The sequence below is a fragment of the Aliarcobacter butzleri genome (assembly GCF_900187115.1).
Classification (GTDB): Bacteria; Campylobacterota; Campylobacteria; order Campylobacterales; family Arcobacteraceae; genus Aliarcobacter; species Aliarcobacter butzleri.
In genome coordinates this window covers 1,677,747-1,698,175 of sequence record NZ_LT906455.1, presented here as the reverse complement: position 1 = coordinate 1,698,175, position 20,429 = coordinate 1,677,747, and the positions used below count along the sequence as shown (strand labels likewise).

Sequence of the window (20,429 nt, the reverse complement as noted above, 5' to 3'; positions counted from 1 at the left end):
GGAGTAAATTTAATGGAATTTAACGCAAACAGAGTTGATGAAGCAAATGCAGTTATAACAGCTACGCTTACAAAAGACAGTATTGAAAATAATTTAGAAAAAGTAGCAAAACAAGCTGCTAAAACTATGAATGTTCAAGGATTTAGAAAAGGTAAGGTTCCTGTTGCAGTTGTTAAACAAAGATATGCTGATAAATTAAGAGAAGATGCTGAAGCTGATGGAATTAGAAAAATTTTAGCTGATGGTCTAAAACTATTAGATATTAAAAATTCAGACTTAATTGGTGAACCAAGTGTTACTAAATTTGATAAAAAAGACAACGGAGATATCGAAGTTGAATTATCAGTTGCTTGCAAACCAAATATTGATTTAGGAGATTATAAATCATTAGTTCCTGCAGTTAAAGCTATTGAAATTGATATTAAAAAAATTGATGACAGATTAACTGAAATTGCTCAATCATCTGCACCATTAGAAAAAATTGCTAGAAAAAGAGCTGTAAAAGATGGTGATTTTGCTGTGATTGATTTTGAAGGTTTTGTTGATGGTGTTGCATTTGACGGTGGAAAAGCTGAAAAATATCCATTACAAATTGGTTCAGGTTCATTCATCCCAGGATTTGAAGAGCAAGTTATTGGAATGAAATATGAAGAGCAAAAAGATATTACTGTTAAATTCCCAGAGAGCTATCAAGCAAAAGATTTAGCTGGAAAAGAAGCGGTATTTAAAGTAACTTTACATGAAATTCAAGAAAGAGCAAAACCTGAGTTAAATGATGAATTTGCACAAAAAATGTTACCAGGTCAAAAAGATGTAACAATTGACACTTTAAGAGATAGAGTAAAAGAACAAATGTTAGCTGAAGATAAAGCTAAATATTATAGAGATGAACTAAAACCTGTATTTTTAGAAACATTAGTTGAAAAAATTAACTTTGCATTACCAACATCAGTAATTGAGCAAGAAATTAATTATGCTTTAAATAACAAAATTAGAACAATGACTGAAGAAGAAATCAATGAATTAAAAGAGAATGCTAACAAAGTTGAAGATATCAGAAATGAATTAAAAGAAGATGCAGTAAATTCTGTAAAAGCTACATTTATTATTGATGCTTTAGCTAAAGCTGAAAATGTACAAGTAAGTGATCAAGAAGTTACTCAAGTATTATATTTTGAAGCAATGCAAATGGGACAAAATCCACAAGATGTTATAAAACAATATCAACAAGCTGGATATTTACCTGCAATTAAAATGTCTATGATTGAAGAGAAAGTTATCTCTAAATTATTAGATGAAAAATTAGGAAAATAATTATAGGATTTTTTATGAGTTATATACCATATGTAGTTGAAAAAACGGGTCGAGGTGAAAGAAGTTACGATATTTATTCAAGACTTCTTAAAGATAGAATTATTATGTTAAGTGGAGAGATAAATGATGCTGTTGCTTCAACAGTTGTGGCTCAGTTACTTTTCCTTGAAGCTGAAGATCCAGATAAAGATATCTATTTATATATCAACTCTCCAGGTGGTGTGGTTACTAGTGGTATGTCTATATTTGATACTATGAATTATATAAAACCAGATGTTTGTACTATTTGTATTGGACAAGCTGCATCTATGGGAGCATTTTTATTAAGTAGTGGGGCTAAAGGTAAAAGATACTCTTTACCAAATTCTAGAATTATGATTCACCAACCATTAGGTGGAGCTAGAGGACAAGCTACTGATATTCAAATTCAAGCAAAAGAGATTCAAAGATTAAAAGATACATTAAATGGTATTTTAGCTTCACAAACTGGTCAAGATTTTGCAACAATTGAAAAAGATACAGATAGAGATAACTTTATGAGTGCAGAAGAAGCTTGCTCTTATGGGTTGATTGATGAAGTTATAACAAAACATAAATAAGAAATATTATGGTTAGAGAAGTTATAACTTATCCAAATAAATTACTTCGATTAAAATCAAAAGATGTGGAAAAGTTCGATAATGAACTTCACACTCTTTTAGATGATATGTATGAAACTATGATAGCTCAAAATGGTGTTGGTTTAGCAGCTATTCAAGTAGCAGTTCCTTTAAATGTTTTAGTAATAAATCTTCCAAATGAAGAAGATATTCAAGATAAAAATGATTTAATAGAAGCTATAAATCCAGTTATTACACATAAAGATGGAACTCAAGTATTTACAGAAGGTTGTTTGAGTGTACCAGGGTTTAGTGAAGATGTTACACGAGCAGAACATATTATAGTTGAATATTTTAATAGATTTGGTGAAAAACAAACTATGGAAAGTGAAGGTTTTTTAGCTGTTGCTTGGCAACATGAAATGGAACATTTATCTGGACATTTATTTATTGAAAATCTATCTATCATAAAAAGAAAAAAATTTGAAAAAGAGTGGAAAAAGAGATTAAAAGATAAAAATTAATCTCTTAAAACCCTTTTCTTAAAATATTTATAATCGTAATTAGAATAAGACTATTTAATACAGTCCAAACAATCCAAAAAAATATCTTTTCAAACTTTGTAAAAAAAATACTTTTAAATAAAAAAGGTGAAGATTTTATAGCTAAGTAGAAAAATACTGCAATTCCAACTATCATAGTATATTTATTTAATTGAGCAAAAAGAATAGTAATAAAAGATATAAATGGTATAAAAACAGTTAAAGCGAAAAATTTACCATATTCTTTTCTTTTTGAAGTACCATTAAAATATCCAACAGTGTAACCACAGTTTGGGCAAATCGTTCCCAATCTTGATAAAATTTTATGATTACATTCTGGGCAATTCATAAGTGATGACATAAAATATTTCCTAAAATTTTTGAGTATTATATCTTTTAAAGATTAAAAATTGATAGAAATATTACAATCTATTTATTAAATAAAATATTTAAAAAGTTTTTAATTCTTGCTTTTTTATTTTAAATATAAAATAAATAAATATAATAAGAATCAGATTTATTATAAAAAATATTAGTAACTATTTATGAAAGAAGAATAAAATGAAAATTATAAAATCTGCTTCTATGGATACAATTGATGCTGTTAGTATCGATGTTGAGTCAACTTTTACAAGAGGACTTCCAAGCTTTACAATTGTAGGTATGATAAGTACAAGCATTAGTGAATCAAGGGATAGAGTTAAATCAGCATTATTGGTAAATGATTTTAAATTTCCACCACTAAAAATTACTATAAATTTATCACCAACTGAGTTAAATAAAAAAGGTTCACATTTTGATTTAGCTATTGCTTTGCAAATAGCTTTTTATGATGATAAAAAAGTAAACTTTGATGATTTTTATTTCTTTGGAGAGTTATCTCTTGATGGAAAGATAAAAGATACAAATCTTATTTTTCCAATGGTACTATCTTTAGCAAAACAAAAACTAATTAATAAAGTTGTAGTTTGTGAAAATAGTGCAAAAAAACTTGCCAATATTCCAAATATTGATATATATGTTGTAAAAGATTTAAATGGTGCAATAGAATTTCTAAAATCAAATTTAAAAGATGAATATTTATGTAAAAAAGAGTTTCCTTTATATAAAACTTTAGAAATAAATGGTGAAAAGTATTTTTATGACACAAAGTATGTAGAAGATTTTAGTGATGTTTTAGGACAAGATATGGCTAAATATGCAGCTATGATTTGTGCAGCTGGAAACCATAATTTTATCATGGAAGGAAGCCCTGGTTGTGGGAAGTCTATGATATCAAAAAGATTACAATATATTTTATCTCCTATGAGTCTTGAAGAGATTTTAGAAAAAGCAAAGCTTCAAGCACTTGATTTTAAAGATATAGATTTTTCACCAATAAGAGCTTTTAGAAATCCGCATCATACGGCAACAAAATCATCAATATTGGGTGGAACAAACTCAAAAATGGGAGAAGTTGCACTTAGTAACAATGGCGTTTTATTTTTCGATGAGTTGCCACATTTTCCAAATAATATTTTAGAAGCACTTAGAGAACCACTTGAAGATAATAAAATATTAATCTCAAGAGTAAATAGTAAAGTGCTTTATGAAACAAAATTTATTTTTGTTGCAGCTTTAAATCCTTGCCCTTGTGGTAACCTTCTTTCTAGTGTAAAAGAGTGCAGATGTAGTGAAGTAGAGATACAAAGATATAAAAATCGTCTTAGTGAACCATTTTTAGATAGAATTGACTTGTATTTAGTAATGAATGATAGTTTTAATGATAATAAAAATATTGTAAGTTCGACTGAACTTCATCAAAATGTAATAAAAGCTTTTATCAAACAAAAAAGTAGGGGACAAAAAGAGTTAAATGGAAAACTAAGTGATGAAGATATAAAAAAATATTGTCTTTTAGATGATGATAGTAGTGAAGTTTTAGAAAAAGCAAGGCTAAATTATAGTTTGTCATTTAGAAGTATAAATAAAGTTTTAAAAGTAGCACGAACTATTGCTGATTTAAATGATAATGAGATTATCACTAAAAGTGATTTATTAAAGAGTTTGAATTTTAGAAGAAGGTAAAAAATAATGATAGAAAATCAAAAAATAGATTATGATAAAAATCCAATTGAAATTAAGGATTATAATACTTTATTCGAATTTTTAATTACAATTTCTATGATACCAATAGCAATATATGCTTATATACATAATTTAAATACTCCAGGTGGAATGAGCGAATCTTCACTTAACAGGCATATTTTTATTATTATTCCATTCTTAATGATGCCATATATAAGAGCCTATTTAAGAGCAAGAAATAAAAGAAAAATAATTTTAATGAATGATAGTATTAAATTTATGCACGAAAATAATATTATAGAAGAGATTAAAATTTCTGAAATAACTGATATAAAAAGAACATATAGTGATCTTTATCATAAAACACAAGTTATAGGGGAAATTAGTTATATAGCATTTATTTTTGTATTTATATTTTTATTTATTTTAGATATGTTATATATTTTGTTATTTATATATCCAATTTTACATATTTGTTTAATAATAATTAAATATTTTTTTCATAAGATAAAAGATAAAAATTATAAATTTAAATTATTTGATGCAATTATTATATATAGTAAAGATAGATTTATAAATATTTTACCTATTACAAATAAAGAGTATGAAGAAGTTAGAAACTATTTTTTAGATAAAGATTTGGGAAATATTAAAGATAAAAAGATATTTATGGAAATTGGACATTTATATGAAAAAATAGATTTAGATAAACATTGATAAATAGAGCAAGAAGATAAAGCCTTATAAAAATTATGTTACTATTACGGTTATTTATTATATAAAAGGCAAATAATGACAAAATGCGGATATGTTTCAGTTGTAGGACGACCAAATGCAGGTAAAAGTTCTCTTCTAAATTGGCTTGTTGGTGAAAAAATAGCGATGGTTTCACACAAGGCAAATGCTACAAGAAAAAGATCAAATATCATAGTTATGCATGAAGATGACCAAGTTATCTTTATAGACACACCAGGAATTCATGAAACAGAAAAACTTTTAAATCAGTATATGTTAGATGAAGCATTAAAAGCTATGGGTGATTGTGATTTGATTTTATATCTTGCACCAGTTACTGATAAAATAAGTTATTATGAAGACTTTTTAGAAAAAAATAAAAAAAATGTAAAACATATCTTACTTCTTACAAAAATAGATTTTGTAAGTGCAGATGAACTTATGTTGAAGTTAAAAGAGTATGAAAAATACAATGATAAATATGAGGCTATTATTCCTGTATCTATTAAAAAAGCTACAAAAAAAGCTGATATTTTAGGTGAAGTTGTAAAATATTTACCAGAACATCCATATTTATATGACCCAGAGATTATGACAACTGAGCATTTAAGAGATATTTTCAAAGAGTTTATAAGGGAATCAATTTTTGAAAATATTAGTGATGAAATTCCTTATGAAGCAGATGTTATTGTAAATAAAGTAGAAGAAAAACCAAATGTAGATGTTATAAAAGCTACGATAATTGTACAAAAAGATACTCAAAAAGGTATGATTATAGGAAAAGGTGCAACTGCAATCAAGCGAATTGGAAGAGATGCTAGAATGAAAATAGAGAAACTTACTGGTAAAAAATGCTTTTTAGAACTTTTTGTTTCAATCAAAAAAGGTTGGACAAAAGATAAAGAGGGATTAAAAGCTCTAGGATATGACGTAAGCTTATAATAAAACTTCAAAATTAAGCCGCATTTTTATATACTTTGATAATAATTATTAAAGTTAAAAATGAGGCTTTAAATGAAGAATATTCTCCCACAAGAAAAATTAACTTTACTTGAGATTGAAGTCTCTGAGAAAATTGATAACAAAAACCTAAAAAACTTTATTTTTACAAATTTTAAACTAAAAAATATAACTACAAATAAAAATGATAAAATCTTTATAATTTATATAAAAGAACTAAAAAAATATCAAATTTTTATCTTAAATGAAAAGTATGATTTTTTTGAATTTCAAGTTTTTGAGCAATTTTATGAAAATAAAGAAGAGTTTGGAAAAGTTGATTTATATTTAAATGAAGATTTTTTTTGTTTATATAAAAATTCTAAAATCTACTATTATCAAAAGCTAAATCAAATTATACAAAAAGATGAACTTATCGAGTTTTTAAATAAAAAATTTCAAATAAATATAGATAATTTTAAACAAATTGATAAAAATGAAATTGAAAAACTAAAAAATAGTTATTTAGAAAAAAATATAAAACAAAATTTATCTTTTTTAAATTTGAATCAAGATTATGGTTTTGTCTTTTTTGTTTTATATCTATTTGTCGTATTGATTTTTTCATTTTTTATCTTTTCAAATGAAGAAAAGATTGAACAAATAGAAAATAAAGAAGAGATAAATATTGATATTTTAAAACATAAATATGAATTTCAAAGTTTTCAAGAAAAACTTGATTTGATTTTTCAAGATATAAATATAAATAGTTTAGATTTACAATCTTTGGAGTTTAAACAAAATAGATTGAAGCTTATTTTAACTTCAAGCAAAAAAGAGGATTTATATCAATTTTTAGAAAAAAACAATAAAAATATAACTTTTTCATCTATAAATCTTTTGGAAAATTCAAATCTTTATGAGGCTGTTATTGATGCTAAAATCTTTGAATGATAAATTTATAAATAGCCAAACAAAAACAAAAATCGAGCTTTATTTACTTCCTTTATTACTATTGTTACTTATTTCTTTTTATACTTTTGAAGAGAAACAAGAAGAGATGATTTCTACAAAAAATAGTTTTGATGAAATTTCAAATAAAAAATTTGAAGGTTCATATCTTGAAGTTTTAAGTACTTTAGAAAACTTAGCAAATAAAAATCATATAACAATTTTAACAAATGAAAAAGATAAAGAATCAATTTTTTTAAAAGGAAAATCAAAAATAATTGTTTTAGAAAACTTTTTAAAACAAATAGAAAATTTAAATAATTTTTCTAAAGTGCAAAGTCTGGTTTTATATAAAAAAGATGAAAATGGTTACTATTTTTTTGATTTAAAAATTAGTTTTGAGAAGTTCTATTTTAAGCAATTGAAAAATGAAAATGAACTGGAGTTAAAAATTGAAGATGATGCTTTTGTGGGGGAGTAATAGAAAAGTAAGTAATATTAAAAAGGCTTTTTTTGCCTTCTACTACTATTTATAGGGCTTTATAGTCCTTTTTTTATGGCGGTTGTAAAAATGTAAGTAAGGTGGAATCTTCCCTATATCTTCTTATCTTCCTTTTAATAGAAAAAATCGAAGAAAAATCAACAATATAAATATAAAGATAGAGCCTAAACTATCGGCTACAAGAGCAATAATTTTTTAGAGAAACTTTTGGTATTGAAATGAATAAAGTTTTATAATATGAGCGGTTGTAAAAGTATAGTAAGTAAACCTAGCAAGTAAACTAAGTAAACTTTGAGCAAGTAAACCTAATTTTTTGAGATTTTAAAAGTGCTAATAAAATGTTAATAAAGAATACTAACATTTTAAAAGCAAATATTTTTTAACTATTCGTAAGATATATCATAAATATTTTTTGTTTTATCATCTACTTTTGCTGATATTGATTGTTTTACAATTGCACCAAAAGAGTTTGTCCCTCTATATATACATCTAATAAACATATATGGTTTTTCTGAATTTGATACAAAATTAGATATTGTATCTACATGCTCAAAAGAAGCAGGATTTTTCATCTCAGATTTTATAAATTCTACAAAAGGTGAATAGCTACCATCTAATTTATTAAAATATATCATAAAAGAAGCTATATCAATATAGTTGATATTATTATAGTCTTCTCTTTTTGTATCATTATAGCACCATTCTGAAATCTTTCCTAATAGTAAATCTGGATCCTTATTCCATAAGTGATCACTGATACAAGTATAGAATTTATTGTAATATTCTGAATTTACTTCTTTAGCTTTTGCATAAGAATTAGAATATTCTTTTAATTCATCCAATGATAATCTAGTAGCTTCTCGTAAAGTTTTATTTTCAAGTGGTTCACTTGGTGAGAATATTTTCCAGCCAATTATTACAAGGAAAAGAACTATCAATATTTTTACAAATAGTCCACCACTTTGTTTTATATTTGCTTCATCTATCTCAAAGGTTGCAAATGATTTTGTAACTCCATTATCTGTATAATCAACAAAAGTATAACCTTTCTTTGTATATTTTTCTTTTGCTCTTTCTAACTCTTCTAATCTTTGTTTTTGTGTGAAACCTACAATATCTATATTTTTTTTCATGTTTACTCCATACTTGTTATAGTTTATTAAAGTGTCCTATAACTCTACCTATTATAGTACATGCTTTGAAGTCATCCCCTTCTAATGTAATATCTTCATCTTGTGGATTGTCTGATACTAATATATAAATAGGTTTTATTGGGTGTATTTTTATTCTTTTTACTAGTACCCCATTTGGAGTATTGATAACATATATATCTTTATCTCTTATCTTAAATTCTTCATTTTCAAATGGATTTACAAACAACATCTCTCCTGTTTGTATAGTAGGATACATACTATTTCCTATTGCATGGATAATATGAAGATGTTTAAAAACAGTTATTCCTAATTGAACTTTTAGAAAATCTTTATCAAAAGCCATAACCATAGGAGCTTTATCAAAGTTTATTGCACCTGCTCCAGCTGCTGCATAAGTGTCTTTAAAATAAGAAATATTTACTAAATTTGAGTTAGTTTCATTTTGTAACTTACTATCTTTATTTAAAAGCATATCTCCTTTACCAGTTAATAACCACCAACCACTAATAGAATATTTTTGTTCTATCATTTCTGCAAAATCAGGATTTAATTTGTGTGTTTCAGTCTCTATATTTTTAATTTTATCCCATTTTAAAGAAAATTGTTCTGCAAATTCGCTTTGTGTTAATCCTACGTAATCACGGGCTTTTTTAAGTCTTTTTCCTGCTGTCATATTACCTCATTAGAATATTTATATGCTATTTAGAACAAAAATACTTGACAAATAGAATAATTTTGTGCTAAAGTTTCAACATATTAACCAGTTCGTTAATAAACATTATAACAAAAAGAGATAAAAAATACTTTTTTTGAGTTCTTTAAAAACTTAAGCCACACTCAGAACTGATTGGCTGAACTGTTAAAAGCTATCTTATATATTTGGTTAAGAGTAAATATAAAGATTGAGGTGCAAGTGTAGATACCAAGAAAAGAAAAGTCTACAACATAATAGAAATATTTATTATTAAGTCTTAGTAGAAATGAGCACTCAACTAAGGCTTAACCGTGAATATTGACTTAAGATAAATATTTGAAGTGAGTATTTATTACTTAGAAAGAGAGGTTAATTTGATTAATAAAAGTTTAAAGGATATGACTCTCAAGGAGAGGTTTGATAGTAGAGGATTTGCAGTTAAGAAATATGCAACTGCTTATGGTGTCAGCCATACTATTTTAAGTATGGTTTTAAGTGGAGATAGAAATGGAAGAAATAATATAAATGGTGATACAAGAAAGATAATGGCACAACTTAAAAAAGATAAGGTTTGGATAGGAAAGCTTCCTTGGGAGGTATAAAATGGAATTTATAGCTAAAGATTTAATGGAAAAATTAAATCTAACAAAAATGGCAATTTCTAAAGCTCTAAAAGATATTCCTTATGAACTAAAATCTATTGATGGAAGTTTTAAGCCTGTAAAACACTATAAATATGATGATTTACCACTTCGCTATAAAGAAAAGTTAAAAGAGCTTGGAGTTGTAAAAGAGGAAGAAAGAGAAGATGTAAAGGTTTCTAACATTTCAAAAGCAAATTTTACAAAAAAATATCTTTTGGCACATCCTTTAAAACAAAAACAAGCTATTGCAAAATGTAAATTGGTTGAATTTTATAGAAAAAAATCAATGACATTAAATCAAAAAGAGTGGTTAGAACAAACTTTGAAAAATGATATTAGCTTTGATATTTTAGGAAGTGTTAGTTTAAAACAACTCAATGATTGGATTAGGAAATATAAAGAGGCTGAGGATAAACAGATAAATATAGTTGAAGCCTTTATTGATAGTAGAGGAGCCGAAAAAGGAGTAAAAGCTTTAGATAAAACTCAACAAGATACTGCAATTCGATATTTTTTAAGGGCAAGTCGACCAAGAATAAGTGAAATATATAGAAATATGTGTCATACCTTTGGTGATTTGATGCCTAGTTATGATGCTTTGAATAACTTTTATAAAGAGTGGAAAAGAAAAAATCCCTTACTTGAGGAGTTTGCAAGAAATCCTGATAGTGCAAAAAATAAATATTTAGCAGCTTATGGAAAAGCCGATGCAAAAGCAAGTTATAAAAATCAGTTTTGGGAACTTGATAGTACACCAGCTGATGTAATTTGTGCTGATGGAAAAAGATATACAGTTTTAGCTGCTATTGATGTATTTAGTAGAAGAGTTGTATTTCATGTAGCTTCCACTTCTAGTTCTTATAGTATTTCACAACTACTTAGAAAAGCTATTTTAAAACTTGGTATTCCTGAAAATGTAGTAGTTGATAATGGTAAAGATTATACTTCAAATCATTTTGAATCTATATGTACCAATTTAAAAATCAATATGAATATTGTTCCACCATTTAGTGGTGATTGTAAACCTCATGTTGAGAGAGTTTTTGGAACTATGGCTAGAGAGTTATTTGAACAAATACCAGGATATATAGGTCATAGTGTTGCTGAAAAGCAAGAGTTACAAGCTAGAAAATCTTTTGAACATAAGATAATAGCTCAAGAAAAATGGAGAAAAGAACATTCATTAAAAACAGATGAAGAAAAAAAGGCTTTTAGAGATGCTTGGAAAATAAGCAAAGAAAATATAGGACTTGATTTAACTGTACTTTTAAATCCTGAAGAGTTACAAAGTTGGATTGATAACTGGGTTGATAAACTTTATGAACAAAGAGAACATAAAGGAATAAATACTAAGCCAATTACAAAATGGAATAGTGATCCAACGGCTGTGCAATCAATACCTGATATACGAATGCTTGATTTACTTCTTGGTGAAAGTGTAATTAGAAAAGTTGGTAAAAAAGGTATTTCTTATGATGGATGTAACTATGTTCATCTTAATTTAGTTGAGTTTACAGGGCATCAAGTTTATATCATGTCAGGACATGATATGGGATATATCTTAGTTTATGATGAAAATATGAATTTTATCTGTATAGCTGAAGATGTAGAACATATGGGTAAAGATAGATATGCAGCAAGAGGAGCTAAGAAAAAATCTAAACAACTATTAAGACAGATGGATAAGATAATTAAAGAAGCTCAAGCTATCAAAGATATAACTATCCTTGATAGGATTGAAGCAGTAGGGCAGGTAATAGATACAAATACGATAACTGTTGCAAAGCATACTGAGACAATAGATAGACTCTTAAAAGACTCTATAAAAATAGAACAAATAGATAAAAAAGAGCTAGAAAAATCAAACAGATACGATTTTAAAAATAAAGATGAAGAGGGAAAACCTACAAAAATACTTCCAAGTGGAAGACCAGTTTTTGAAAGTTACTTTGACAGATTTGTTTGGGACTTAAAAAATAATATGGTTGATAATACAACTAAAAAATTAGCAGAAAAATATCCAAGTATTTGGGAAATGGCAGAAAAAGAAGCAAAGGTTGGATAGGGAAGTGCTTTTGCACTTCCTGTTCGAGTCTTTCGCACAGACTTAAATTAAATCAAACAGGAGATTACAAAATGCAAGAAAAATTCTTACATACGCAAAATTATATCAAATTGGAAGAGGCTTTTCAAGGATTGAAAGAACTTCCTATATCTGCTCCAAAAATGGGCTTAGGTTATGGTAATTATGGACTTGGTAAAACAATAAGTTTAGAAAAAATTACTGCAAAAGAAGATGCACTTCTTTTTAGAGCAGTTCAAACTTGGACTAAAACTTCTGTATTAAGAGAGATATGTACAGAGCTTAATTTAGATACTCAAGGACAAGCATCTTATCTTTATAAAAGAGTTATAGAATCGCTTATAAGTGAGCCTAGAATTCTTATAGTTGATGAAGTAGATGCAATACTAAAAAGTACAAAGAATGAAGTTTTAGAGCTATTTAGAGATATACATGATGAAACAGGGATAATCGTCTTTTTTATAGGTATGGAAGAGTCAAATGCTAAATTTAAAAAGCATAGACACTATTACTCAAGAATAGTTGCTTTAGTTGAATTTAAACCTATCATAAAAGAGGATATTAAAAAGTTTTGTGAACTAAGTGATGTAAAAATAGAAGATGATTTAATTGACTTTTTCTATGCAAAATATCCAAATCTTAGAAATATTAGAGTTTTACTCATAAGGCTTGAAAAATATTGTGAACTAAATAATTATGAAAGTGTAGATTTAAAAATATTTAGAGAAAGTGGGGTGGAACATGGAAAATAAAATATTTTATGCAAAGAAAACCAAAAAAAATCAAATGATGTGGAATTATATTCGAAGAAACAAAATTTTTAGAGCAGCAGAGATTCTTATTGTATGTGATATTGGAGTGAGCTATTTATCTAAATATTTAAGATTTCTTGAAAAGTCAGGTTATATAAAATGCATAAGTAAAAAGAGAAATATTTTATTAGATAGGGAGTATAGGTTTATCAATAATACTGGTCAAAAAGCACCATTAGTAAGTAATAACTCTTTATTTGATTATAACATCAATAAGAGTTTTGATTTTAGTCCAGATAAACCAAGAAAGATTGAAATTCCCGAAACTTTAATGAAAGTATTGAGTTCAATAAATCAAGAAGAAATTACTATATCTGATATAGAAAAACAAGCAAATATTACAAGTATTGCATTAGAAAAGTGGTGGTCTAGATTAAAAAAAATGGGTGTAATTTGTGGATTAATTGAAGTTAATGAAAAGCATCCCACTCGTTTTTATAATAGAAAATATAAAAAAGAAGGAAGTAAATTTTTATATAAATATAATATTTCAAGAGCAAAAGAAATAAAACAAGCTTTAGAAAATGGAGCTTATAACTATTTTAATACAGATTTGAAGACATTATGGATACAGCAAGAATCCACGAACTCTTAAAACAAGAGATAAAAGATAAATCCATAGGCAAAGTGGCTCGTGAACTTGGATTATCAAAAGCAACAGTTAGTTTAGTTGCTAGAAAAAAATACCCAAATCCCCAAAAAATATATAAAAAAATCAAAGAAAAATATTGTGTTACACAAATTATAGGTGTTCAAACAACAACTAATGATTTAGTACAACTTTTAAAGGAGATAGAAGAGTGATAGAAATAATTTTAAGCCTTTGTGGTGGCTTTGTGAGTGGTTATATGGTTTGCTCTATATTTAGAGATAAAAAAGATAAGAAAATACCTTTTAAGGATGGAATATGAATGTGGTACCTATTGTTAAAAAATTTTCAATTGAAAATGATAAATATAGATTTTTGGTTGGAAAAGGTGGAGTTGGAGTACAACTTAGTCAAGATGAAGCTATGTATGTAGCTAGAAGTTTAGCTTTACATTTAGGGCTTTGTATAATTGAAAAAGGAGTAAATATACCATTTACTGCTCTAAATGCAAATGAAAATAGTACAAGAGAAAATCCTCTTGGTGGTGATGATAAAGAAGAACATTCATAGAGCTATCTTTAAAAAAAGATAGCTTTATTGAGTGCTCGAAAATTAAATAAAAAAGGAGATTTATGCCAACAATAAATGAAAAAGGAATGTGGCGAAATAAAGAAGGTGATTTTATTCACCCTGATATGATAACACCTGATAAGCAGCTTGAAGATGAAACGGTTGAAAGTATTGTAAAAGGTGCTTTAGTCTTACAAAAGCAAATGATAGAGTTTAAAGCAAAAGCTTTTGAAGAGTGTTATGGTTTTGTGGATTTACTTCGACAAAAGTATAACATGGAGAGAATCACTTCAAAAAGTGGAACTGTTACATTAAAAAACTTTGATGGTACAAAAATAGTTGAGATACAAGTTTCTAAACTTATCTCTTTTGACCAAAAACTTAGTCTTGCAAAAGAAAAGATTGATGAGTATTTGACTTTAAAAACAAATGGAGCTGATGCTGAAATTCAAACATTAATTACAAGAGTATTTGATGTGAAAAATGGAAAAGTTGATGCAAAACAAATCTTAAGTTTAAAATCATATCCAATTGAACATGAACTATGGAAAGAAGCTATGAGTATGATAGATGATGCAACAGAGATTGCAGGAACTAAATCATATATTAGATTTAAACATAGAAAAAATGGTGAAGTTGATGGAAGTTTAGAGCATATAGTATTAGATTTAGCAGGTCTTGAAATGCCAATAAAAGAGCTAGAAAATGGCAAAGATTGATGAATCTATGAAGATATTATCATGGTTAGAACATAACAATGATAATACAAGGGTTTTACACAAAAATAAAGGTGAGTTAGGGCTTACCTTTTTTGGAATTTATCAATCAGCTCATCCAACTTTGAGTATTTGGAATACGATAAATCAAGTTCTTAAAAGTGAATCTGATACTAAAAAAGCTGGATCAATTTTAATGAAAGATAGTGAACTTTTAAAGCAAGTCAATATCTTTTATAAAAAAGAGTTTTGGGACAAAATGCGACTAGATGAAATAAGTAGTCAGCATATAGCAAATGAGATATTTATTTTTGGAGTAAATGTAAACTGGAAAATAGCTATCAAAGAAGCTCAAAAGCTAATAGGTGTTACAGCAGATGGAATAATAGGAACTCAAACACTAAAGGCTTTAAATAATTATGATGAAAAAGTATTTGACAAGAAGTTTGATGATGTAGAAATTGCTTACTATGAGCAAATAGTTAAGAATAAACCTCACTTAGCTCATAACTTAAAAGGATGGATAAGTAGAGCTTTATATGTTGTAAATGAAATATCACAAGATGTGAGGATTGCTTGATGAGTTATGGCAAATATTGTTGGGAAGATACACAAGAAAGAGAGGAAATACGAATAAATAAAGAGATAAATAATACTTTCGTATTTCCTAATACTTATAGGAAGTTAAAAGATGCTTCAAGTACCAAAGTTCGAGAAAGCAATATTCCTATTGATTTTAAAGCTTTTGGTTATGAGTCGGATGGTAGAGAATGATACCTCAATTTGACGAGAATAAAAGTTATGAAGAAAAAGAGCAAGAAGCCCTACAAGAACTGAAAGATAATGGTTTTACAGTTGTAAAAGATTACTCGTCAAGATTAGGGGAATAAAAGTAGTTTCATAGAGCACTCTTTGAGTGTTCTATTGAGATTATTAGTAGGAGTGAAATATGGGTGAGATTATGAAAGATGAAGATTTTTTAAAAACAGTTACAAAAGAGGAACTTTTGGAAAGCTGGGGAAAAGAGCAAGAAAGAAGAAAAAAAGCAGATGATAGAGTTCGACATCTTGAGAGCATAGTAAAAGATTTACAAAAAGAGAGTGATAAGTTTAGAAAATGGTATTACAAGGAGAAAAAGAAAAATGAACATACTAACAGTTAATACAGGCAATGAAAAGCTAGATGAAGCTTATAAAAGGATGCAAATACATATTTGTACCTATGATAAAGTTGATGAGTTTATAAACTATTTTAACTCTATTACAAAAAATGTAAAAGAAGATGAACTTTTAAAATGGCTTTTAAAAGTCTTATTTTGGGAGTTTAAATATGGAAGAGTTGATAAAAAACACGATTTTGATTTACTGCTTGAGAAAGTAGAACCTAAAGATAAAGTAGTACTTGAAAAATGGTTAAAAGAAAAATTAGAAAAGGTTAAAAATGTTTAGTTTTGAAGAAATGGCTCTTACAGTAAATGATTTGGATAATCAAAAAACTATTTATTATATAGATAATTTTTTAGTAAGTGAAGCTATAACTATGATTTATGGAGCACCTTCTCAGGGTAAGACATGGTTTATGTTAGCTGTTAGTAAACTTTTAGCAAAAAAAGTTAAAAAAATTTATTATATAGATTTCGATAATCCTAAAAGACAACTAAAAGAGAGAGGTGTTGATTGGCTTATTTCAAACTATTCTAATATTAAATATTTTAGTAAAGGTGGTTTGAATGTAACTGCTGATGGTTTTTTATGTGAAATTAAAAAAAATGCTTTTGGGCAAAACTATAAGGATTGTATTTTTATTATTGATAGTACAAGAGATTTTGTTGATAACATTCACAATGATACTCAAGCAAAAGCTTTTATGCAAAATATGAAAGATATAAGAGATTCAGGAGGAACTGTACTATTAATACATCATGCGACGAAAAATGGAAAAGTTATAGATGGAAGTAGTGAATTTGCAAAAAGTGCTGATAATGTATATGAATTTAAACAAAAAGCTAGAATAGGGAATGAACTACAATGGAGTTTAAGAGTAGAAAATGATAGAGATGCTATATCTGATTGTGGTTTTGCAGTTGATACTACTACTTTAGATTTAAAAGATATAGATCCAGTTTTCTCAAATATGAGTGAATATGAAGAAAGTTTTGTAAATAAAGCAATTGAAGTATTAAAGAAAAATCCTGATGGATTAAATAAAAAAGAGTTATTAGAAACTCTTGGTTTTGAAAAAGATGACAAAACTGCAAACGATACAATCAATAAGTTTAATGCGAAATTTTGGGAATGTAAGCAAGAAAAAAAAGGGAAACCTTACAACATCACTTTAATTGCTTGAAACTGCTACAACCGCTACAACCGCCTAAATATAAGCCCTATAAATGGCAGTTGTAACGGTGGTATCAGTTGTAAAGAAAAAATAAAGAAAGGATATAATAATGACACAATCACAATATACTTATAAAAAAGCCTTATTCAAAAAATACAAATAGTTAAACATAATGTTTTTATAGATGATGAGCAAAGAAAAGAGTTTATGCTTTCAAGGTTTGGAGTTGATAGCACTACAAAGTTAATAAAACTACTTCTAGATTTTTGTAATAGAAATGTAAGTGATATTCCTATGTTAAATAGAATATAAGAATAAAAGATATTATAACTGATAAACAAATTGAAAAGATAAGAGTTGTTTGGAAAGAAAAAGCTAGAGATAAAAGGGAAGAGGCTTTAATGAAATTTACTTGTAAAATAGCAAAATATAAAGCCTCTAGAATAGACGATTTTAAACTAAGAGAAGCTTAAAAGATTATTGTTTCTCATTAAAGTATTCTTTTATTTGATTTGTATAATAATCTATAGAAGAAATGTTTTCTTTTGTCTTCTTCTTTGTTTCTTCTGAAATATTAAAGTTTTCTAATATTTCATTTGATTTTATTTTTAATTCATCAAATTTTTTTAATATTAAATCATATTTTTCAAGAAAGAATAAATATGTGCAATATTTTATAAAATCTTTAAAATAATTATCTGAATTAATATTTAATTTAGTTGTTTCTAAATATTTATTTATTGTTTTTTTTATTTCAACATTTTCATTATCTTTAAAAGCTTTGTCATTATAAATATTTTTATTTATAATAAATAAAAAGTTTTTATTTTCTTTTTCAAAAATTAAAAATTCAAAAAATTTAAAATTTTCAATATATTTTTTCAACATTACTGAACCTATAGAACTTATACAATGGTAAAATAAAAGTTTTAATTCATCTTGTGAGAATTGTACTCTAAATATATCTGAATACTTTTTCTTTTCTTCATCATTAAAATTAGAATCTGATATAAACTTAAAAATTTGATTGATATTCTCAAAATATTTATTTAGAACACGTTGTTTTTCAATATAATATAAATCATAAAATTCATTAAATTTCATAAAATATAATTTTTGTTCTTTTGATATAAAATCAATATCTTTACAAATTTCATTGAAAGCTTCTTCTTTATAAAAAAGAGCACTTTTATTTGAGTTGAATTCTAGTTTTCCTTTATATAATGAAAAAAAATTATATCTTTCAAAACTAAAATTATCAACTATTTTATTATGTAAGTTGATTAGATTAAAAAAAGTGGTTTCAAAGTTTTGAATTTTTAAAGATTTTGATTGTTCTATTAATGCTTTAGATGATTTAGCTAATTCCTCTGTTGAATTTTTTAATTCTTTACTTTGTAGCTTAATAGTGATTAATAGTAAGCAAAAACTCAAAAAAGCTAAAATAGGGTTAAGAGTTCCACCAAAAAAATCACCCATTTGTCCTAGCTCTTCAACTTCTCCAGATAACCAGCTTAAGCTATGTTTTGAAAAATAGAAATAACCAAAAATAAAAATAATTAGCATTGCAATAAAAGCAATGAATATAATTCCCCACCATTCTTTAAAAGAATTATTAATTTTTTCTTTAAAACTTTTATTTTTTTTCATAGTATTTATTCCCTAAAATAAAATTATACGCTTTATATTAATAGTGATAAAAGCGCGATAAAGCTTTGCTTCAATTTGCTTATAAAATAGCAAAATACAAAGCTTTAAGACTAGATGATTTCACAGTCAATGAAGCACAAAAGATTATTGTGGCTCTTGAGAGGATGGATTAGATTTATTAATTTCATCTTCTATTTCCTTAATGATTACTTCAATATTTCCATCATGTATAACTGTTGAAATATTTTGTATATTTTCTTTTGCTAAAATATAATCATTACTTTCATAATATTTTCTTATAAGTATATATTTATCACAATATTGTCCATTCTTAATACCTTCGAAGCATTCTTTATTTTCATATAATATATTTTGTGCAAAATTATTAAACTTATTTTTTTCATCTCCAAAAGCATAATCAGAATAAAGATAATTAGATATGATAAATTTAAAAATATGTTCTTCTTTTTCTATTATTAAATGTTCAAAGAAATTAAATTCTTCAATATAGTTTTTAAATTCTTCAGAACCAATTTTTCCTGCACAGTGATAAAAAAGTAGTTTTAATTCATTTGAAGAAAATTGTGCTCTAAATAAATTAGAATATTTTTTTTTATCTGATATAGTCTCATCTGTTGAAATAAATTTAAGTATTTGGAATATATTTACAAAATAATGACCAATATAAGGTTGAATAGTATCATGAATTAAATTATATAAATTAAAAAATATTCTAGGAGGGTAAATATTAGTACTTGAAATTCTTTCTATTCCTTTTACAATTTCTTTTATTGCAATTTTTCCTGATATGTCATTGTTAGAAGGTTTCTCCTCGAATTTAATACTATTGAATTCATTTTTTGCATTAACTCTACGATATTTAAAAGATGGATTGTCTTTTATCACAATATTTTTAAGAATTTCATTATGTAAACTTAACATATTGAAAAAAGTAGTTTCAAAGTTTTGAATTTTTATAGACTCTATTTGTTTTTCTTGAGCATTAGCTGACCTATGTAATTCTTCTCTTGTAAGTTTTAATTCTTCTTGAGAATTTTTTAAAGCCTTATTTTGTATCTTTACTGTCATTAAAAGAAGAATAAAACTAAATAAAGCAAATAAAGGGTTTAATGCACCACCTATAAAGTCACCTACTTGACCAAGTTTTTCAATTTTATCAATTTGATGGTTTTCTTTGACTATAGTTGACCAAGAATTTTCATCATTTGCAAAAAATATATAGCTGAACTGATTCATATATAACATTAATATTCCAAAAGCAAATAGCATTACAATAAGCATAATAGGTATTGAAAGCCATTCGTCAGAGCTTGTGGTTTTTTTATAAATATTTATTCCAAATTTTTTTAAAATAATATAAATACTTTTGCTTTGATTTGTATTATCTAAATTTTCCTTTTTCTCCCCCAAACTATCCCCCTAAATTAAAATCACACATTCTACTTCAATAACAATAAAAATTATATATATTACAGTTTGTAATGCTATTGCAAAATGTAATATATTTGGT

The 20,429-nt window shown here is 26.2% G+C and carries 25 protein-coding genes; 20 read left to right on the top strand and 5 right to left on the bottom strand.

The features are described from left to right. Positions 1-12: 12 nt before the first annotated feature. From tig to def, 3 genes are read left to right on the top strand one after another with little or no spacing between them, the layout of a single operon-like run. Complete coding sequence (tig, locus tag CKV87_RS08520) at positions 13-1,314, top strand: trigger factor (protein WP_004509889.1); 1,302 nt, start codon at positions 13-15, stop codon at positions 1,312-1,314. 14 nt (positions 1,315-1,328) lie between these two features. Then, positions 1,329-1,913, top strand: a complete 585-nt coding sequence (gene clpP / locus CKV87_RS08515; RefSeq protein ID WP_004509888.1) for an ATP-dependent Clp endopeptidase proteolytic subunit ClpP — start codon at positions 1,329-1,331, stop codon at positions 1,911-1,913. Between the two features lie 8 nt (positions 1,914-1,921). Beyond that, positions 1,922-2,437: a peptide deformylase gene (gene def, locus CKV87_RS08510; RefSeq protein ID WP_012147675.1), complete on the top strand. Its 516-nt coding sequence runs from the start codon at positions 1,922-1,924 to the stop codon at positions 2,435-2,437. A gap of 4 nt (positions 2,438-2,441) precedes the next feature. Here def and CKV87_RS08505 read toward each other — a convergent pair whose 3' ends face one another. Beyond that, on the bottom strand, positions 2,442-2,816 hold the full coding sequence (locus tag CKV87_RS08505; RefSeq protein ID WP_004509886.1) for a hypothetical protein: 375 nt from the start codon (positions 2,814-2,816) through the stop codon (positions 2,442-2,444). A 200-nt stretch (positions 2,817-3,016) separates the two neighbouring features. Here CKV87_RS08505 and CKV87_RS08500 point away from each other — a divergent pair, with 200 nt between their 5' ends. The 5 genes from CKV87_RS08500 to CKV87_RS08480 all read left to right on the top strand — a co-directional run bounded on the left by CKV87_RS08500 (position 3,017) and on the right by CKV87_RS08480 (position 7,628). Then, the gene (locus CKV87_RS08500; RefSeq protein WP_012147674.1) at positions 3,017-4,522 is read left to right on the top strand and encodes a YifB family Mg chelatase-like AAA ATPase; all 1,506 of its coding nucleotides are present in this window, start codon (positions 3,017-3,019) and stop codon (positions 4,520-4,522) included. 6 nt (positions 4,523-4,528) lie between these two features. Continuing rightward, positions 4,529-5,239: a hypothetical protein gene (locus CKV87_RS08495; protein ID WP_012147673.1), complete on the top strand. Its 711-nt coding sequence runs from the start codon at positions 4,529-4,531 to the stop codon at positions 5,237-5,239. Between the two features lie 75 nt (positions 5,240-5,314). Continuing rightward, positions 5,315-6,199 carry a GTPase Era gene (era, locus tag CKV87_RS08490; RefSeq protein WP_012147672.1) on the top strand — a complete coding sequence of 295 codons (885 nt, stop codon included), beginning with the start codon at positions 5,315-5,317 and terminating at the stop codon, positions 6,197-6,199. A gap of 72 nt (positions 6,200-6,271) precedes the next feature. Then, on the top strand, positions 6,272-7,150 hold the full coding sequence (locus CKV87_RS08485) for a hypothetical protein (RefSeq protein ID WP_012147671.1): 879 nt from the start codon (positions 6,272-6,274) through the stop codon (positions 7,148-7,150). Then, positions 7,131-7,628, top strand: a complete 498-nt coding sequence (locus CKV87_RS08480; protein ID WP_012147670.1) for a hypothetical protein — start codon at positions 7,131-7,133, stop codon at positions 7,626-7,628. Before CKV87_RS08485 ends, CKV87_RS08480 begins: the two co-directional genes overlap by 20 nt. A 404-nt stretch (positions 7,629-8,032) precedes the next feature. Here CKV87_RS08480 and CKV87_RS08475 read toward each other — a convergent pair whose 3' ends face one another. Next, the gene (locus CKV87_RS08475) at positions 8,033-8,782 is read right to left on the bottom strand and encodes a hypothetical protein (RefSeq protein ID WP_012147669.1); all 750 of its coding nucleotides are present in this window, start codon (positions 8,780-8,782) and stop codon (positions 8,033-8,035) included. A gap of 16 nt (positions 8,783-8,798) precedes the next feature. After that, complete coding sequence (locus CKV87_RS08470; protein ID WP_012147668.1) at positions 8,799-9,476, bottom strand: S24 family peptidase; 678 nt, start codon at positions 9,474-9,476, stop codon at positions 8,799-8,801. A 395-nt stretch (positions 9,477-9,871) separates the two neighbouring features. On the opposite strand from CKV87_RS08470, the gene CKV87_RS08465 reads away from it, so the two are divergent. The 12 genes from CKV87_RS08465 to CKV87_RS08410 all read left to right on the top strand — a co-directional run bounded on the left by CKV87_RS08465 (position 9,872) and on the right by CKV87_RS08410 (position 17,257). Beyond that, entirely contained in the window at positions 9,872-10,099 is a 228-nt protein-coding gene (locus CKV87_RS08465) for a hypothetical protein (RefSeq protein WP_012147667.1), read from the top strand. Between the two features lies 1 nt (position 10,100). Then, positions 10,101-12,206 (top strand): DDE-type integrase/transposase/recombinase, encoded by a 2,106-nt coding sequence (locus tag CKV87_RS08460; protein ID WP_012147666.1) that lies wholly within the window; start codon positions 10,101-10,103, stop codon positions 12,204-12,206. A gap of 71 nt (positions 12,207-12,277) precedes the next feature. Further along, positions 12,278-12,976, top strand: a complete 699-nt coding sequence (locus CKV87_RS08455) for an AAA family ATPase (protein ID WP_004509495.1) — start codon at positions 12,278-12,280, stop codon at positions 12,974-12,976. Continuing rightward, complete coding sequence (locus tag CKV87_RS08450) at positions 12,966-13,631, top strand: hypothetical protein (protein WP_012147665.1); 666 nt, start codon at positions 12,966-12,968, stop codon at positions 13,629-13,631. Before CKV87_RS08455 ends, CKV87_RS08450 begins: the two co-directional genes overlap by 11 nt. Continuing rightward, on the top strand, positions 13,601-13,840 hold the full coding sequence (locus CKV87_RS08445; RefSeq protein ID WP_012147664.1) for a hypothetical protein: 240 nt from the start codon (positions 13,601-13,603) through the stop codon (positions 13,838-13,840). Before CKV87_RS08450 ends, CKV87_RS08445 begins: the two co-directional genes overlap by 31 nt. A gap of 103 nt (positions 13,841-13,943) precedes the next feature. After that, positions 13,944-14,195 (top strand): hypothetical protein, encoded by a 252-nt coding sequence (locus tag CKV87_RS08440; protein WP_012147663.1) that lies wholly within the window; start codon positions 13,944-13,946, stop codon positions 14,193-14,195. A gap of 62 nt (positions 14,196-14,257) precedes the next feature. Next, the gene (locus CKV87_RS08435) at positions 14,258-14,914 is read left to right on the top strand and encodes a DUF3164 family protein (protein ID WP_012147662.1); all 657 of its coding nucleotides are present in this window, start codon (positions 14,258-14,260) and stop codon (positions 14,912-14,914) included. After that, positions 14,901-15,491, top strand: coding sequence for a putative peptidoglycan-binding domain-containing protein (locus CKV87_RS08430; protein ID WP_012147661.1), 591 nt, complete (start codon positions 14,901-14,903; stop codon positions 15,489-15,491). Before CKV87_RS08435 ends, CKV87_RS08430 begins: the two co-directional genes overlap by 14 nt. Further along, positions 15,491-15,685, top strand: coding sequence for a hypothetical protein (locus CKV87_RS08425; RefSeq protein WP_041644977.1), 195 nt, complete (start codon positions 15,491-15,493; stop codon positions 15,683-15,685). The genes CKV87_RS08430 and CKV87_RS08425 overlap by 1 nt, the downstream gene beginning before the upstream one ends. Positions 15,686-15,860: 175 nt before the next feature. Continuing rightward, positions 15,861-16,073 (top strand): hypothetical protein, encoded by a 213-nt coding sequence (locus CKV87_RS08420; protein WP_012147660.1) that lies wholly within the window; start codon positions 15,861-15,863, stop codon positions 16,071-16,073. Then, positions 16,054-16,359, top strand: coding sequence for a hypothetical protein (locus CKV87_RS08415; protein ID WP_012147659.1), 306 nt, complete (start codon positions 16,054-16,056; stop codon positions 16,357-16,359). The genes CKV87_RS08420 and CKV87_RS08415 overlap by 20 nt, the downstream gene beginning before the upstream one ends. Then, positions 16,352-17,257: an AAA family ATPase gene (locus tag CKV87_RS08410; RefSeq protein WP_012147658.1), complete on the top strand. Its 906-nt coding sequence runs from the start codon at positions 16,352-16,354 to the stop codon at positions 17,255-17,257. Before CKV87_RS08415 ends, CKV87_RS08410 begins: the two co-directional genes overlap by 8 nt. 468 nt (positions 17,258-17,725) lie before the next feature. Here the strand turns inward: CKV87_RS08410 and CKV87_RS08405 are convergent, their stop codons facing one another. Beyond that, positions 17,726-18,898 carry a putative phage abortive infection protein gene (locus CKV87_RS08405; RefSeq protein ID WP_012147657.1) on the bottom strand — a complete coding sequence of 391 codons (1,173 nt, stop codon included), beginning with the start codon at positions 18,896-18,898 and terminating at the stop codon, positions 17,726-17,728. A gap of 144 nt (positions 18,899-19,042) precedes the next feature. Further along, entirely contained in the window at positions 19,043-20,329 is a 1,287-nt protein-coding gene (locus CKV87_RS08400; protein WP_012147656.1) for a putative phage abortive infection protein, read from the bottom strand. Positions 20,330-20,429 lie beyond the last annotated feature (100 nt).

What these genes read in the sequence shown, in the direction of transcription:
- CKV87_RS08485 (WP_012147671.1), top strand. Translation starts at nt 6,272, where the DNA reads ATGAAGAATATTCTCCCACAAGAAAAATTAACTTTACTTGAGATTGAA.
- CKV87_RS08410 (WP_012147658.1), top strand. Translation starts at nt 16,352, where the DNA reads ATGTTTAGTTTTGAAGAAATGGCTCTTACAGTAAATGATTTGGATAAT.
- CKV87_RS08440 (WP_012147663.1), top strand. Translation starts at nt 13,944, where the DNA reads ATGAATGTGGTACCTATTGTTAAAAAATTTTCAATTGAAAATGATAAA.
- CKV87_RS08430 (WP_012147661.1), top strand. Translation starts at nt 14,901, where the DNA reads ATGGCAAAGATTGATGAATCTATGAAGATATTATCATGGTTAGAACAT.
- clpP (WP_004509888.1), top strand. Translation starts at nt 1,329, where the DNA reads ATGAGTTATATACCATATGTAGTTGAAAAAACGGGTCGAGGTGAAAGA.
- CKV87_RS08420 (WP_012147660.1), top strand. Translation starts at nt 15,861, where the DNA reads ATGGGTGAGATTATGAAAGATGAAGATTTTTTAAAAACAGTTACAAAA.
- CKV87_RS08415 (WP_012147659.1), top strand. Translation starts at nt 16,054, where the DNA reads ATGAACATACTAACAGTTAATACAGGCAATGAAAAGCTAGATGAAGCT.
- CKV87_RS08505 (WP_004509886.1), bottom strand. Translation starts at nt 2,816, where the DNA reads ATGTCATCACTTATGAATTGCCCAGAATGTAATCATAAAATTTTATCA.
- CKV87_RS08425 (WP_041644977.1), top strand. Translation starts at nt 15,491, where the DNA reads ATGAGTTATGGCAAATATTGTTGGGAAGATACACAAGAAAGAGAGGAA.
- def (WP_012147675.1), top strand. Translation starts at nt 1,922, where the DNA reads ATGGTTAGAGAAGTTATAACTTATCCAAATAAATTACTTCGATTAAAA.
- CKV87_RS08450 (WP_012147665.1), top strand. Translation starts at nt 12,966, where the DNA reads ATGGAAAATAAAATATTTTATGCAAAGAAAACCAAAAAAAATCAAATG.
- CKV87_RS08480 (WP_012147670.1), top strand. Translation starts at nt 7,131, where the DNA reads ATGCTAAAATCTTTGAATGATAAATTTATAAATAGCCAAACAAAAACA.
- CKV87_RS08445 (WP_012147664.1), top strand. Translation starts at nt 13,601, where the DNA reads ATGGATACAGCAAGAATCCACGAACTCTTAAAACAAGAGATAAAAGAT.
- tig (WP_004509889.1), top strand. Translation starts at nt 13, where the DNA reads ATGGAATTTAACGCAAACAGAGTTGATGAAGCAAATGCAGTTATAACA.
- CKV87_RS08475 (WP_012147669.1), bottom strand. Translation starts at nt 8,782, where the DNA reads ATGAAAAAAAATATAGATATTGTAGGTTTCACACAAAAACAAAGATTA.
- CKV87_RS08405 (WP_012147657.1), bottom strand. Translation starts at nt 18,898, where the DNA reads ATGAAAAAAAATAAAAGTTTTAAAGAAAAAATTAATAATTCTTTTAAA.
- era (WP_012147672.1), top strand. Translation starts at nt 5,315, where the DNA reads ATGACAAAATGCGGATATGTTTCAGTTGTAGGACGACCAAATGCAGGT.
- CKV87_RS08460 (WP_012147666.1), top strand. Translation starts at nt 10,101, where the DNA reads ATGGAATTTATAGCTAAAGATTTAATGGAAAAATTAAATCTAACAAAA.
- CKV87_RS08455 (WP_004509495.1), top strand. Translation starts at nt 12,278, where the DNA reads ATGCAAGAAAAATTCTTACATACGCAAAATTATATCAAATTGGAAGAG.
- CKV87_RS08495 (WP_012147673.1), top strand. Translation starts at nt 4,529, where the DNA reads ATGATAGAAAATCAAAAAATAGATTATGATAAAAATCCAATTGAAATT.
- CKV87_RS08500 (WP_012147674.1), top strand. Translation starts at nt 3,017, where the DNA reads ATGAAAATTATAAAATCTGCTTCTATGGATACAATTGATGCTGTTAGT.
- CKV87_RS08470 (WP_012147668.1), bottom strand. Translation starts at nt 9,476, where the DNA reads ATGACAGCAGGAAAAAGACTTAAAAAAGCCCGTGATTACGTAGGATTA.
- CKV87_RS08435 (WP_012147662.1), top strand. Translation starts at nt 14,258, where the DNA reads ATGCCAACAATAAATGAAAAAGGAATGTGGCGAAATAAAGAAGGTGAT.